The sequence below is a fragment of the Streptococcus cristatus genome (assembly GCF_963529205.1).
In the GTDB taxonomy this organism is placed as follows: Bacteria; Bacillota; Bacilli; order Lactobacillales; family Streptococcaceae; genus Streptococcus; species Streptococcus cristatus_O.
In genome coordinates, this window is the sequence record NZ_CAURYF010000039.1 from 1 (window position 1) to 13,805 (window position 13,805).

General features: G+C 44.1%; 18 protein-coding genes and 1 pseudogene. All 19 read left to right on the forward strand.

Going from position 1 to position 13,805, the window contains the following annotated elements:
* Nucleotides 1-578: class I tRNA ligase family protein (locus RWS39_RS08200; RefSeq protein WP_314482367.1), on the forward strand; the 578-nt coding region annotated here is incomplete at its 5' end.
* A 19-nt stretch (nt 579-597) separates the two neighbouring features.
* The gene (locus RWS39_RS08205) at nt 598-1,983 is read left to right on the forward strand and encodes a deoxyguanosinetriphosphate triphosphohydrolase family protein (protein WP_314482369.1); all 1,386 of its coding nucleotides are present in this window, start codon (nt 598-600) and stop codon (nt 1,981-1,983) included.
* Nucleotides 1,984-2,128: 145 nt separating this feature from the next.
* A pseudogene (locus RWS39_RS08210) lies at nt 2,129-2,289 on the forward strand (DNA (cytosine-5-)-methyltransferase); the annotation flags it as partial.
* 142 nt (nt 2,290-2,431) lie between these two features.
* Nucleotides 2,432-3,682, forward strand: a complete 1,251-nt coding sequence (locus RWS39_RS08215; protein ID WP_314482371.1) for a diaminopimelate decarboxylase — start codon at nt 2,432-2,434, stop codon at nt 3,680-3,682.
* A 57-nt stretch (nt 3,683-3,739) separates the two neighbouring features.
* On the forward strand, nt 3,740-3,988 hold the full coding sequence (locus RWS39_RS08220; RefSeq protein ID WP_015605536.1) for a YneF family protein: 249 nt from the start codon (nt 3,740-3,742) through the stop codon (nt 3,986-3,988).
* A gap of 99 nt (nt 3,989-4,087) precedes the next feature.
* A complete protein-coding gene (gene racE / locus RWS39_RS08225; protein WP_314482372.1) occupies nt 4,088-4,882 on the forward strand; it encodes a glutamate racemase in 795 nt (264 codons plus the stop codon).
* The gene (locus tag RWS39_RS08230; RefSeq protein WP_314482373.1) at nt 4,879-5,856 is read left to right on the forward strand and encodes a nucleoside-triphosphate diphosphatase; all 978 of its coding nucleotides are present in this window, start codon (nt 4,879-4,881) and stop codon (nt 5,854-5,856) included. Before racE ends, RWS39_RS08230 begins: the two co-directional genes overlap by 4 nt.
* A complete protein-coding gene (locus RWS39_RS08235; protein WP_314482375.1) occupies nt 5,832-6,353 on the forward strand; it encodes a metallophosphoesterase in 522 nt (173 codons plus the stop codon). The genes RWS39_RS08230 and RWS39_RS08235 overlap by 25 nt, the downstream gene beginning before the upstream one ends.
* On the forward strand, nt 6,350-6,811 hold the full coding sequence (gene cbpB / locus RWS39_RS08240; protein WP_005590833.1) for a cyclic-di-AMP-binding protein CbpB: 462 nt from the start codon (nt 6,350-6,352) through the stop codon (nt 6,809-6,811). The genes RWS39_RS08235 and cbpB overlap by 4 nt, the downstream gene beginning before the upstream one ends.
* Complete coding sequence (gene xerD / locus RWS39_RS08245) at nt 6,808-7,539, forward strand: site-specific tyrosine recombinase XerD (protein ID WP_314482379.1); 732 nt, start codon at nt 6,808-6,810, stop codon at nt 7,537-7,539. The genes cbpB and xerD overlap by 4 nt, the downstream gene beginning before the upstream one ends.
* A 2-nt stretch (nt 7,540-7,541) precedes the next feature.
* A complete protein-coding gene (locus RWS39_RS08250) occupies nt 7,542-8,252 on the forward strand; it encodes a segregation/condensation protein A (RefSeq protein WP_314482382.1) in 711 nt (236 codons plus the stop codon).
* Complete coding sequence (scpB, locus tag RWS39_RS08255; protein WP_048791977.1) at nt 8,245-8,790, forward strand: SMC-Scp complex subunit ScpB; 546 nt, start codon at nt 8,245-8,247, stop codon at nt 8,788-8,790. Before RWS39_RS08250 ends, scpB begins: the two co-directional genes overlap by 8 nt.
* 133 nt (nt 8,791-8,923) lie before the next feature.
* Entirely contained in the window at nt 8,924-9,655 is a 732-nt protein-coding gene (locus RWS39_RS08260; protein WP_005592340.1) for a pseudouridine synthase, read from the forward strand.
* On the forward strand, nt 9,655-9,912 hold the full coding sequence (gene yidD / locus RWS39_RS08265; RefSeq protein ID WP_125382711.1) for a membrane protein insertion efficiency factor YidD: 258 nt from the start codon (nt 9,655-9,657) through the stop codon (nt 9,910-9,912). The genes RWS39_RS08260 and yidD overlap by 1 nt, the downstream gene beginning before the upstream one ends.
* An 85-nt stretch (nt 9,913-9,997) precedes the next feature.
* On the forward strand, nt 9,998-10,537 hold the full coding sequence (gene rsmD, locus RWS39_RS08270) for a 16S rRNA (guanine(966)-N(2))-methyltransferase RsmD (RefSeq protein WP_125382348.1): 540 nt from the start codon (nt 9,998-10,000) through the stop codon (nt 10,535-10,537).
* Nucleotides 10,527-11,012 (forward strand): pantetheine-phosphate adenylyltransferase, encoded by a 486-nt coding sequence (gene coaD / locus RWS39_RS08275; RefSeq protein WP_125382351.1) that lies wholly within the window; start codon nt 10,527-10,529, stop codon nt 11,010-11,012. The genes rsmD and coaD overlap by 11 nt, the downstream gene beginning before the upstream one ends.
* Nucleotides 11,005-12,102: a SepM family pheromone-processing serine protease gene (locus RWS39_RS08280; RefSeq protein WP_314482388.1), complete on the forward strand. Its 1,098-nt coding sequence runs from the start codon at nt 11,005-11,007 to the stop codon at nt 12,100-12,102. The genes coaD and RWS39_RS08280 overlap by 8 nt, the downstream gene beginning before the upstream one ends.
* Nucleotides 12,103-12,283: 181 nt before the next feature.
* The gene (locus RWS39_RS08285; RefSeq protein WP_314482391.1) at nt 12,284-12,847 is read left to right on the forward strand and encodes a YutD family protein; all 564 of its coding nucleotides are present in this window, start codon (nt 12,284-12,286) and stop codon (nt 12,845-12,847) included.
* A 9-nt stretch (nt 12,848-12,856) separates the two neighbouring features.
* Nucleotides 12,857-13,805: dual-specificity RNA methyltransferase RlmN (gene rlmN, locus RWS39_RS08290; protein WP_314482394.1), on the forward strand; the 949-nt coding region annotated here is incomplete at its 3' end.

Sequence of the window (13,805 nt, forward strand, 5' to 3'; positions counted from 1 at the left end):
CATTCGTGACAGAGGAAATCTTTGGACAAATCTCAGAAGGCTCTATCGTTACAGCGGAATACCCAACTGTCAACCCAGCCTTTGAAGACCTGGCGGCCCACACAGGTGTCGAAAGTCTCAAAGACTTGATCCGTGCCGTTCGGAATGCGCGTGCTGAAGTGAATGTAGCGCCAAGCAAGCCTATCACGATTCTCGTGAAAACTAGCGATAGCGACTTGGAAGCTTTCTTTAACAGCAATGTCAACTACATCAAACGCTTCACAAATCCAGAACACTTGGAAATCGCTTCAACCATTCCTGCACCTGAACTCGCTATGTCAAGCGTCATCACAGGAGCAGAAATCTACTTGCCACTCGCAGACCTCCTCAATGTCGAAGAAGAACTGGCTCGTCTCGACAAGGAACTGGCTAAATGGCAAAAAGAACTGGATATGGTCGGCAAGAAGCTCTCTAACGAACGCTTCGTAGCCAATGCCAAACCAGAAGTCGTCCAAAAAGAACGCGACAAACAAGCCGACTACCAAGCTAAATACGACGCGACTGTAGCGCGGATTGATGAGATGAAGAAGTTGGTCTAGAAAAATCACAGGTGATATTATGACAGAATTAATTACATTCCTAGAGAATCATTGGAGAGAAGTTACAAAGTTAGAAGTTCGAGAGCATGAGGAAGATAAGAATATCCGAGAACGTAATCCTTTAAAAAGAGATTATGCAAGGGTTATCTATTCAACTTCATTTAGGCGTCAACAAGGGAAGATGCAGCTATTTGAAGTGAACAGTAAAGCTTTTCATAGAAATCGATTAACCCATAGTTTTGAGGTTGCGCAGATAGCTCGTGGAATTGTTGATGAACTCAAGGAAAAGGTTGAAAAAGAGATTAAAACGCAATCTAAGAACACCAATACAAAAAAGTATCTTCAATATAAGAAAAATATTGAAGAAAATTTCTTAAAAATGATTATAGTGGTTGAAACAGGTTCCTTAATCCACGATGTCGGAAATCCTCCTTTCGGTCATCATGGGGAAAGAGTTTTAAACGAGCTTGCTCCCGATGTTGGATTTGAGGGAAATGCGCAAGGTATTCGAGTCTTAAGAAAAATTGAAAAGAAGTTTCCTCAATGCAGCGGTCTCAATTTGACTTATCGTACTTTAGCATCAATCATCAAATACTTTGTTCCTTATGCCAAAGATAAGAAGAAATTTCTATATAGAGATGATTACGAGGAACTATCTGAAAATCTAAAAGATCTTTCTGACAATAATGTTTTACCGTTTAGAACAATTGATGTCCAAATAGTTGATCTTGCGGATGAAATCGCTTATTGTGCTCATGATTTAGAAGATGCATTAGCTAGTAACTATTTTACAATCGATGAATTTATTTTTAGATTAAAAAATATAGCAGATAATGAACTAAGTAAAAAATCTAAAAAAGCCTTTAATACGTGGGTTAAAAATGCAAAATCTTTCGCTGAAACAAGTGGAGATAAAGGACTTCAATCTGAAGATTATGATTTTTATTTCCGAAGGGAATTAATTTCCATTATAGTGAATAAACTTATCGAAGATATTGGTGTTATCGAAATAGATCCTAAATTTAAATCTAAAACTGGAACAAAGAACGAGGAAGAGCTCGGGTTTAGAAATTATAAAGATTTAGCAGAAGCACTTAAAACTACTATCTTTAAGTGTGTTACTAGTTCAGATAATATTATGCTTTATGAAAGAGTTGGAACAAAAATTTTAACGAAGCTCTTCAAATTATTTATGAATGATGAGTACAATAAAAATGGTATGCTAATGCCCGTTGAGTATAGATGGAATGGTGAAGACAATAAAGAGGTTAAAGCTAGGAAAGTCTTAGACTATATATCTGGAATGATGGACACATATGCCATAGAAGTTTATATGAAACATTTTGGAGAAAATCCGTTTAATGTTAAATATGATAGAGAAATATTTAGCCCTCCAAAAAAATAAATATAGATTATTCAGAATAAATGAAAAATAGAAGAAATTAATAATTTGATTAATGTTATATTGACTATATATTATCAATTAGCAAAAATTGAAGTAGTTTTATGATTTAGTATCAGAATTACTAACTTAGAAAGCATCTTACTACATAACAAATCCTGTAACTTCGAACCGCTCTGAGAAGTACAACACTGCCGCTTTCTTCTCAGGTGTTGGGGGAATTGAGTTTGTTTTTGCACAGACGAATGAGTTCAGAGTGCGTACAGAAATGAATCTGAAGTCATAGTATCTAACTTATTCCATATAAATCTTTTCCAACTTTATGGCTTAAAGGCTCTCAGGTTTCTGCGATGGATAAAACCATTGTAGAAATTCTGGAGTCTATTTTTTCTCCTCCCCAGCCTACACTTGTGTTATAATATTGTCAGTAAAAGAGAAAGTAGGAGCGTGTATGAAAACTCCATTTATCAGTCGTGAGCGCTTGGCAGAGCTGACAGAGCAGTTTCCAACGCCTTTTCATTTGTATGATGAGAAGGGGATTCGAGCGAGAGCGCGGGCTTTGCATGAGGCTTTTGCTTGGAATGCTGGTTTTAAGGAATATTTTGCCGTCAAGGCGACACCAAATCCTGCTATTTTAAAAATCCTCAAGGAAGAGGGCTGCGGGGTGGACTGTGCTAGCTATGTGGAGCTGCTCATGAGCCAAAAGCTGGGCTTTGATGGGGATGAGATCATGTTTTCGTCCAATAATACGCCAGCCGAAGAATTTCGTCTTGCGCGGGAGCTGGGAGCGACCATCAATCTAGATGCCTATGAAGACGTGGCTTTCTTGAAGGAAGTGGCTGGGATTCCCAAGGTGATCTCTTGCCGCTACAATCCCGGCGGTGTCTTTGAGCTGGGGACCAGCATAATGGATCATCCAGAGGAAGCCAAGTTTGGTATGACTAAGGCGCAACTGATTCAGGCCTTCAAAGAACTCAAGGAGTTGGGAGCTGAGAAATTTGGCATTCATGCCCTCTTGGCCTCTAATACTGTTAGCAATGACTATTATCCAGCACTGGCGCGTCAGCTTTTTGAACTGGCGGTCGAGGTATTAGAAGCGACGGGAATTAAGCTAGACTTTATCAATCTATCTGGCGGTGTCGGGGTCAATTATCAGCCTGATGGAGAGGGAAATGACATTGCGGTCATCGGTCAGGGAGTTCGTCAGGCCTATGAGGAAGTCCTGACGCCAGCTGGTCTGGGGCAGGTCAAGATTTTCACCGAGCTGGGGCGCTTTATGCTGGCTCCTTTCGGTCTTTTGGTGACCAAGGTGACGCACAAAAAGCAGACCTATCGGACTTATCTGGGAGTGGATGCTTCAGCGGTTAATCTCCTGCGTCCCGCTATGTACGGCGCTTATCACCATATTACCAATATGGATCGGCCAGAAGGACTGACGGAGATTGTCGATGTGGTCGGCAGCCTCTGTGAAAACAACGACAAATTTGCCATCCAGCGGGAGCTACCTGTCAGTCAGATTGGCGATACGCTGGTCATTCACGATACGGGTGCCCACGGCTTCTCCATGGGTTACCAATACAATGCCAAATTGCGCTCTAGCGAGATTCTCCTAGAGGAAAATGATCAGGCTCGCATGATTCGTCGGGCAGAAAGACCAGAAGATTATTTCGCGACTCTCTATGGCTTTGATTTTGAAAAATAGAGATAATTTGGTATAATAAAGAGTAATGTAAAAAATGAAACAGGAGTTCGGATTATTATGAATACATTGTTAGCAATTTTATTGATTATGCTGGCTTTCTTTGGTGGGATTTTGCTTGGTATGTACTTGCTTCGCCGTCAGGTCGAAAAGGAATTTGCGGAAAATCCACGTCTTAATGTAGAAGCAGTGCGGATGTTGCTCAGTGCCAATGGTCAAAAACCAAGTGAAGCACGCGTTCAACAAGTTTACCGTCAAATCATCAACCAACAAAAAGCAGCAGTTGCTAAAAATAAAAACAAAAAATAAGCTTCTCTCAGCCGTCCTTTGGTGGCAGACGGAGATTTCTATATAAAAAATGGGGATTTGGGCTAGGCTTCCAATCCCTTGTTTTAGAAAGAAGACTGTATGAATAACCGACCGATTGGATTTTTAGACTCTGGGGTGGGCGGTCTGACTGTTGTCCGTGAATTGATGCGGCAACTCCCCCACGAGGAAGTGGTTTATATAGGTGATTCGGCTCGGGCTCCATATGGTCCTAGGCCGGCGGAGCAGATTCGGGACTATACTTGGCAGTTGGTCAATTTTCTCTTGACCAAGGATGTCAAGATGATTGTTATTGCCTGCAATACTGCCACAGCTGTTGTCTGGGAGGAAGTCAAGGCTAAGTTGGACATTCCTGTCCTCGGTGTGATTTTGCCTGGAGCCAGCGCTGCCATCAAATCTACGACTGGTGGCAAGATTGGGGTCATCGGGACTCCTATGACGGTTCAGTCCGACATTTACCGAAAAAAGATTGAGGCTCTCTCTCCTGAGATGGAGGTTCAGAGTCTGGCTTGTCCTAAGTTTGTCCCGCTGGTGGAGTCAAATGAGCTCCAGTCCAGCCTGACTAAAAAGGTGGTCTATGAGACCCTCCATCCTCTGGCGGGCAAGGTGGATACCCTTGTCTTGGGCTGTACTCATTATCCTTTGCTTCGGCCGATTATTCAAAATATGATGGGGCCAAGCGTCAAGCTGATTGACAGCGGGGCTGAGTGTGTACGGGATATTTCTGTCCTGCTCAATTATTTTGAAATCAATCGTAGCCGTGAGAAGCACGAACTGAATCATCGTTTTTATACTACAGCCAATGCTAAGAGATTTGCGGAAATCGCAGAAAACTGGCTGAATCTGAAAGTCAATGTGGAGCATGTGACCTTATGACAAAAAACATTTATGAATACAAAGATGCCTCTGACTGGTATGTGGCTGAATGGGGACAAAGTGCCTCTTACAGTGAGTTCGAGCAGGTGCCAGCTGAAGCTTCTGAGATTTTAGATCGCTTAGAGAGTATTTTGGCGGAAGAAGAGCTAGGCCTGCCCTTAAATATCACGGTCATTCGCTATGGCTCAGCCTTTCGATTTCTCACCTTCTTGCTGGATATTTTAAATCAAGAAACAGGCCGAAAGTTAGAATTGTTGCAGCGACAGGGGGCCCTCCTCTTGGTTGAAGCAGGCAAATTGCTCTATGTTCATCTGCCTCAAGCTGGTGTCGATCTCCAAGCCTTTCTGGGAGCAAAAGATGTCAAGGATACTCTTTTGATCGCGACTCGAAATGAGGGCAAGACAGCAGAGTTTCGCAAGCTTTTCGGGAAGTTGGGCTACGAGGTAGAAAATCTTAATGACTATCCTGATTTGCCAGAAGTGGCTGAAACAGGCATGACCTTCGAAGAAAATGCCCGCCTCAAGGCTGAAACGATTAGTCAGTTGACTGGCAAAATGGTTTTGGCAGATGATTCCGGCTTGCAAGTGGATGTCTTGGGCGGCTTGCCAGGTGTCTGGTCGGCTCGTTTTGCTGGTGTTGGCGCGACAGATGATGAAAACAATATCAAGCTCCTGCATGAACTGGCCATGGTCTTTGATATTAAAGACCGCTCTGCCCATTTCCATACGACTCTGGTAGTCGCAAGTCCAGATAAGGAATCTTTGGTGGTCGAAGCGGATTGGTCGGGCTATATTGCCCATGAGCCCAAAGGTGAAAATGGCTTTGGCTATGATCCTTTGTTCTTGGTCGGAGAGACAGGAAAAACGTCAGCTGAGCTGACAATTGAAGAGAAAAATGCCCAGTCCCATCGTGCGCAAGCAGTGCAAAAATTAATGGAGGTATTTCCAGCATGGCAAAGCAAACAATCATCGTAATGAGCGATTCCCATGGGGACCGTGCCATTGTCGAAGCAATTAAAGAACATTATCTGGGAAAAGTCGATGCTATTTTCCATGATGGAGACTCAGAATTACCTTTTGAGGATGAAGTCTGGGAAGGAATTCATGTCGTGGCAGGCAATATGGACTTTTATCCTGGTTATCCAGAGCGGCTGGTGACAGATTTGGATGGGACTATTATTGCCCAGACCCACGGTCATCTTTTCAATATCAACTTTAGCTTCCAAAAGCTGGATCTTTGGGCTCAGGAGGTAGGGGCAGATATCTGTCTCTATGGTCATTTGCACGTTCCAGATGCTTGGATGCAAGGGAAGACTCTCTTTCTCAATCCGGGCTCCATTAGCCAGCCTCGTGGCTCAATCAACGAACGTCTTTACGCTAAGGTAGAGATTGACGATGACCGTTTTAAAATTGATTTCTATACGCGAAATCATGAGCTCTATCCAAGCTTGTCCAAGGAGTTTGCCCGATGATTGCTAAGGAATTTGAAGATTATCTACTGCAACATGAAGACACTTTTTTGACGCCGGGGGAGAATCTAGCGGTCATGATTGACACACACAATGTGGATCATGCTATTCTCTTGCTTAGCCAGATGACTTATTCACGCATTCCAGTGGTGACTGCGGAGAAAAAGTTCGTTGGCACCATTTCTCTGACGGACATCATGGCCTATCGGATGCAGCATGAGCTGGCAGAGGAAGAGTTTATGTCTATGGACATTGTCCACATGACACGAAAGGATGGTCTGACGGTCGAGCCAGATTACAAGATTGCGGACGTTTTGCACAAGCTGGTGGATGAGTCTTTCCTGCCTGTTGTGGATAAAGAACAACATTTTTATGGCATCATTACTAGAAAGTCGATTTTAAAAGCTGTTAACTCGTTGATGCATACCTTCACGAGTCAGTATGAGATTTCCAAAAAATGAAAGAACAAATCACCCCTTTTTTAGAACAAAAAAATATCTCAGAAAATTCAAAATTAGCCTATTCTTACGATTTGGAACAATTCGTCAATGAAATCCACAGCAAGGTGACGGAAACCAATTTGCGGATTTATCAAGCCTCTATCAAGGATTTCAAGGCGGCTGTCCAGAAGCGGAAGCTCTCAGCGGTCAATCAATTTCTTTACTATCTTTACGAGAACAAGATGATTGGGGAATTTCACCGCTTGACTCTGCCCAAAGTCGCGATTTCCAAGGAACTGGGAAGCGAGCTGATAGACTTATCAGCCTTTTGGGAAACTTCTGCGGTACCACAAGGCCGGCTGATAGCGCTCTTGATTTTGGAAATGGGTCTCTTGCCAAGTGAAATCCTGCAGGTCAAGGTTGAAGATGTCAATCTTGATTTCCAGGTTTTGCGGATCGAGAAGGCTGGGCAGAAGCGGATTATTAAGATCCCTGAAAGTCTGACGAGCGAGTTGGGCGATTATTTGACAGGGACTTATTTATTTGAAAAGAATGGTAAGTCCTATTCGCGCCAATGGGGCTTTCGCCAGCTGGAGGCCTTCTTGATTGAGCAGGGGCAGACCAGTTTGTCAGCCCAAAGCCTGCGGGAGCAATTTATCCTGCGCCAGCGAGAAAAAGGTGTCGGTATCTACGACATCGCTCGTGATCTGGGCTTGAAGACAGTGATTACATTAGAAAAATACAGATAAGAATGGATATCAAGTTAAAAGATTTTGAGGGGCCGCTGGACTTGTTGCTCCACCTCGTATCCAAGTATCAGGTGGATATTTACGATGTGCCCATTACCGAGGTCATCGAGCAATATCTGGCTTATGTGTCCACTCTGCAGGCCATGAAGCTGGAAGTGACTGGTGAATACATGGTCATGGCTAGCCAGCTCATGCTGATCAAGAGTCGTAAGCTCTTGCCCAAGGTGGTAGATCAGGTGGACATGGAGGACGATCTGGAGCAGGACTTGCTGAGTCAGATTGAGGAATATCGGAAGTTCAAGCTACTAGGTCAGAAAATGTCCCTCCAGCATGAAGACCGTGCTCTTTACTACTCCAAGCCCAAGCTGGAACTGGTCTATGAAGACGCTGAGCTCCTGCACGACAAGACAGCCGTTGATCTCTTTTTAGCTTTTTCCAAGGTGATGACCAAGAAGCAGGAGGAGTTTTCCAAGAGTCATACGACCATTGTGCGAGATGAGTATAAGATCGAGGACATGATGGAAGTAGTGCGCCAGCGCTGTCAGGCTAACAAACGTCTTGCCCTGCAAGATATTTTTGCAGAAACCAAAGACATGAATGAAGTGATTACGCTCTTTCTAGCAACCTTGGAGTTGGTCAAGGTTCAGGAGGTGCAAGTCATTCAGGAGGAAAACTTTAGAAATATTTATTTAGTAGGAAAAAAGAATGAGTAAATTAGCAGAGATTGAAGCCCTGCTTTTTGTGGCAGGGGAAGACGGTCTGAAAGTTCATCAGCTATCAGAAATCCTCTCCTTGCCGCCGACTGGTGTCATCCAGAGTTTGGAAAAATTGGCGGAGAACTATCGGGCAAATCCTGACTCCAGCTTGACCTTGCTGGAAACGTCAAAGACTTATAAGTTGGTCACTAAGCCTGAATTTGCTGAGATTTTACGAGAGTATTCGCGGGCACCGATTAACCAAAGCTTATCCCGAGCGGCACTGGAAACCTTGTCGATCATTGCTTACAAGCAACCTATAACAAGGGTGGAGATTGATGATATTCGTGGGGTCAATTCCAGCGGGGCGATTTCGAAGTTACTAGCCTTTGAGCTGATTCGGGAAGATGGCAAGAAGGAAGTCATCGGCCGTCCCAATCTTTATGTGACGACGGATTATTTCTTGGACTACATGGGCATCAATCATTTGGACGAGCTGCCGATTGTGGACGAAGCGGAGCTCATTGCTGAGGAAAGTCAGCTTTTCGGAGAGTGACAAGTTCATCCTATAAGGGACGTTTTCTGAACGCTTCCAAGCTTTGAGGGAGGCACTGCTTCCCCTATTTGCCATTTTTCCAGCTGTTAAAGTTGTGAAAATGGTCTTTGTATCTTGTGAAAGGATAATATCGATGAGAATCAATAAATACATTGCCCATGCGGGAATTGCCAGCCGGAGAAAGGCTGAGGAATTGATCAAGCAGGGGCTGGTAACCGTGAATGGTCAGGTAGTGCGTGAGCTAGCAACTACCATCAAGTCGGGCGACCGAGTGGAAGTAGAAGGTCAGCCCATTTACAATGAAGAAAAGGTCTACTACCTGCTCAACAAACCGCGCGGGGTGATTTCCAGTGTGACAGACGACAAGGGGCGTAAGACAGTCGTTGATTTGCTACCGCAGGTCAAGGAGCGGATTTATCCTGTTGGCCGACTGGACTGGGATACTTCTGGTGCCTTGATTTTGACCAACGACGGTGACTTCACAGATGAAATGATTCACCCGCGAAATGAAATTGACAAGGTCTATGTGGCGCGTGTTAAAGGTGTGGCTAATAAGGAAGTTCTGCGTCCACTGACTCGAGGTCTGGTCATTGAGGGCAAGAAAACTAAGCCAGCTGTCTATGAGATTCTCAAGGTCGATCCAGTGAAAAATCGCTCGGTTGTTCAGCTGACCATCCACGAAGGGCGTAATCATCAGGTCAAGAAGATGTTTGAAGCGGTGGGGTTGCCAGTGGACAAGCTTTCACGGACTCAGTTTGGACATCTGGACTTAACTGGGCTCAAGCCGGGTGAAGCACGTCGATTGAGTAAAAAGGAAGTCAGCCAGTTGCATAACTTGGCTGTGACTAAGACTAAGAAAAAATGATTAAGAAAATATTGATAGCGCCGGTTCGATTTTACCAGCGCTTTATTTCCCCTGCCTTTCCGCCTTCCTGCCGTTTTCGGCCGACTTGTTCCAATTACATGATTGAAGCCATTGAAAAACACGGGGCCAAGGGGGTGCTGATGGGCTTGGCCAGAATTGGTCGCTGCCATCCTTGGTCTAAGGAAGGGGACGATCCAGTCCCAGACCATTTTAGTCTTCGGCGGAATGACTCTAAAATAGACTTCGAACGGAAATAGCTTTGTTTCCGTTTTTTGCTAGAGAATAAAGTCCAGCCTTAGCAATTACTATCAGCTTTTCAATATTTTTGTTATAATGTTTTTTATGAGAGTTGTTTCAGGGAAGTACGGGGGCAGACCCCTCAAGACATTAGATGGCAAGACAACGCGACCTACGACAGATAAGGTCAAGGGCGCGATTTTTAATATGATTGGTCCCTATTTTGATGGCGGTCGGGTGCTGGATCTGTATGCAGGCAGCGGCAGTCTGGGGATTGAGGCGGTATCTCGTGGCATGGATTCTGCTGTTTTGGTTGAAAAAGATCGGCGGGCGCAAGCTATCGTGGCGGAAAATATTGCCATGACCAAGGAAGCAGCGCGCTTTGAACTGCTCAAGATGGAGTCGAGTCGAGCCTTGGAGCAGTTGACTGGTCCGTTTGATCTGGTACTGCTGGATCCGCCCTATGCCAAGGAGCAGATTATCTCAGATATTGAGAAAATGGCGGAGCGCAGGCTCTTGAGCGAGGATATTATGGTTGTTTGCGAGACGGATAAGTCGGTTGATTTGCCAGAAGAAATCGCAGACTTGGGTATCTGGAAGCAAAAAATATATGGAATTTCAAAGGTGACGGTCTATGTCAGATAAAATCGGACTCTTTACAGGGTCATTTGATCCCATTACTAACGGACATGTGGACTTGATTGAGCGGGCTAGTCGGCTGTTTGATCGCTTGTATGTGGGCATCTTCTACAATCCTCACAAAGAAGGATTTTTTAGCATCCATGCGAAAAAAAGGATGGTTCTAGCGGCTTTGGCGCATTTGGAAAATGTGGAAGTCATCACTTCGCATGATGAATTGGCGGTCGATGTGGCAAAAAGACTAGGTGTGACTGCTCTTGTCCGCGGCCTACGCAATGGTCAGGACTTGGACTATGAAGCTAGTCTGCATTTTTTCAATAAGGACTTAGCACCTGACTTGGAGACCGTTTTTTTGCTGAGTCAGCCGGCCTACCGATACATCAGTTCTTCAGCGATGCGGGAATTGATTGCTTTTCAGCAGAATCTTTCTGCCTATGTACCAGCAAGTGTGATTGAGGAGTTAGAGAAAAAAGATGAATAATGACATGACAAATCCAAAAACGATGACGAAGGAAGATAAACGTGGTTTAAAAGTCGTTGGTTGTGCTGTAGTGACAGCTACTCTCCTGACGATTTTCTTCTTTTTTTCTATTCTTGTTCCCCTGCCTTACTACATTGAGGTGCCTGGAGGCGCAGAAGACATTCGGAAGGTTCTGACTGTGGATGGAAAAGAAGATCAGGCAGCAGGTTCCTACAATTTTGTAACTGTTGGGATCCAGCATGCGACCTTTGCTCATCTGGTCTACGCTTGGCTGACGCCTTTTACGGATATTTATTCGGCTCAGGATATGACGGGTGGCTCGAGTGATGCTGAGTATATGCGCATTAACCAATTTTATATGGAAACGTCGCAGAATATGGCCAAATACCAAGGTCTCAAAGCTGCAGGAAAAGACATCAAGATGAACTATCTGGGTGTCTATGTTTTAAAAGTAGCTCCGAATTCGACCTTTAAAGGGATTTTGAATATTGCGGATACGGTGACGGGAGTCAATGACAAGACCTTTGAAAGCTCGGAAGATTTGGTCAAATATGTCAATTCTCAGGCCTTGGGCGATAGTGTCAAGGTGACCTACGAGGAAGATGGAGAAACCAAGACAGCGACGGGGAAAATCATCAAGCTGGAAAATGGCAAAAATGGAATTGGTATTAGTTTGATTGACCGTACGGAGGTCAACAGTAGTGTTCCGATTGAATTTTCGACTGAAGGTATCGGTGGTCCCAGTGCTGGCCTCATGTTTAGCCTAGCCATCTATACTCAATTGGCTAATCCTGACTTGCGAGACGGCCGCGTGATTGCGGGAACGGGCAGCATTGACAGAGAAGGTAAGGTTGGTGATATTGGTGGGATTGACAAAAAAGTCGTCTCTGCTGCCAAGATCGGAGCGACAATTTTCTTTGCTCCGGATAATCCTGTCAGCGAGGAAGAAAAAAAGTCTAATCCCAAAGCCAAGACCAACTATGAAACGGCGCTTGAAGCAGCCAAGGAAATCAAAACGGATATGAAAATCGTGCCAGTTAAGACTCTTCAGGACGCGATTGATTATTTAGAAAAAACCAAAAAATCTTAGTTTCGGCTAAGATTTTTGTCTTTTAGAGACGAACGAAGGACTTTTTAAAAAAAGATTAGCAGTTTTTATTAAATCGTCTGACTTTTTACAGAAAGATCTTTTTCTTCTGAAAAAATATAAATTCCCCTTGTTTTGTGATAAAATAATATGAAGTAAGATAGATGAATGACAAAGGATAGGTATGCGTAAAGAGATTTCACCTGAGTTGTATAATTACAATAAATTCCCCGGCCCAGAATTTAAGCAAATGGGCAGCAAGATAATTGCAGAAAAATTTGAGTTTGAATTGGTGGAGAATTATAAAGAGGCCTTTGACTTGACGGCCTTTCACCAACGCTTTTCAGAAATTCTGAATAAGTTTGACTATATTGTTGGTGACTGGGGCAATGAACAGTTGCGGTTGCGCGGTTTTTATCGGGATGAGAAAGCCAAGGAAAATGCAGAAAAAATCAGCCGTTTACAAGACTATCTGCTAGAGTATTGTAATTATGGCTGTGCCTATTTTGTTTTGGAAAATGCTCAGCCAAGACGGGCTGCCTTTGACAAAAAATCCCATCATAAGAGAAAATCAGACAGCAAAAAACATCCAGAAATTTCTAGGGAACGTAGCTCTAAAAAAACGAAGGATGAGCAGCAAAAACATCGTTCAAAGGCAAACAAGAACAAACAACAGAAACAAGGCAAACAGGCAAAGCAAGCAGCATCTAGCCAATCGCAGCGCCATTTTGTCATTCGCCAGAAATAAAGGAGAAACATGAAACCATCGATTTATAGCTTAACGCGAGAAGAAATGATTGAATGGGCAGAAGCTCAGGGAGAAAAGAAATTCCGTGCTAGCCAGATTTGGGAGTGGCTCTATCGCAAGCGTGTCCAGTCATTTGAGGAAATGACCAATCTGTCCAAGGATTTGATTGCCAAGCTCAATGAGCAATTTGTTGTCAATCCGCTTAAGCAGCGCATTGTCCAAGAGTCTGCTGATGGTACGGTCAAGTACCTTTTTGAGTTGCCAGATGGTATGCTGATTGAGACGGTGCTCATGCGCCAGCACTACGGACTTTCTGTTTGTGTGACCACCCAAGTTGGCTGCAATATTGGCTGTACCTTCTGTGCCTCTGGTTTGATTAAAAAGCAACGCGACCTCAATAACGGTGAGATTGTAGCGCAGATTATGCTGGTGCAAAAGTATTTTGACGAACGTGGTCAGGACGAGCGGGTCAGCCACATTGTCGTTATGGGAATCGGCGAACCTTTTGATAACTATAAGAATGTCTTGAAGTTTGTACGGACGGTCAATGATGACAAAGGTTTGGCTATCGGTGCCCGCCATATCACGGTTTCGACTTCAGGGCTGGCTCATAAGATCCGCGACTTTGCCAATGAAGGTGTGCAGGTCAATCTAGCTGTTTCACTGCACGCACCCAACAATGAACTGCGTTCTAGTATCATGAAAATCAACCGTGCCTTTCCGATTGAGAAGCTCTTTGCGGCCATTGAATATTATATCGAGACCACTAACCGTCGGGTAACTTTTGAGTACATCATGCTCAATGAAGTGAATGATGGCGTAGAGCAAGCCAAGGAACTGGCTGAGCTGCTCAAGAACATTAAGAAATTGTCTTATGTCAATCTCATTCCTTACAACCCAGTCAGCGAGCACGACCAATACAGCCGCAGTCCCAAAGAGCGCGTGATGGCCTTCTACG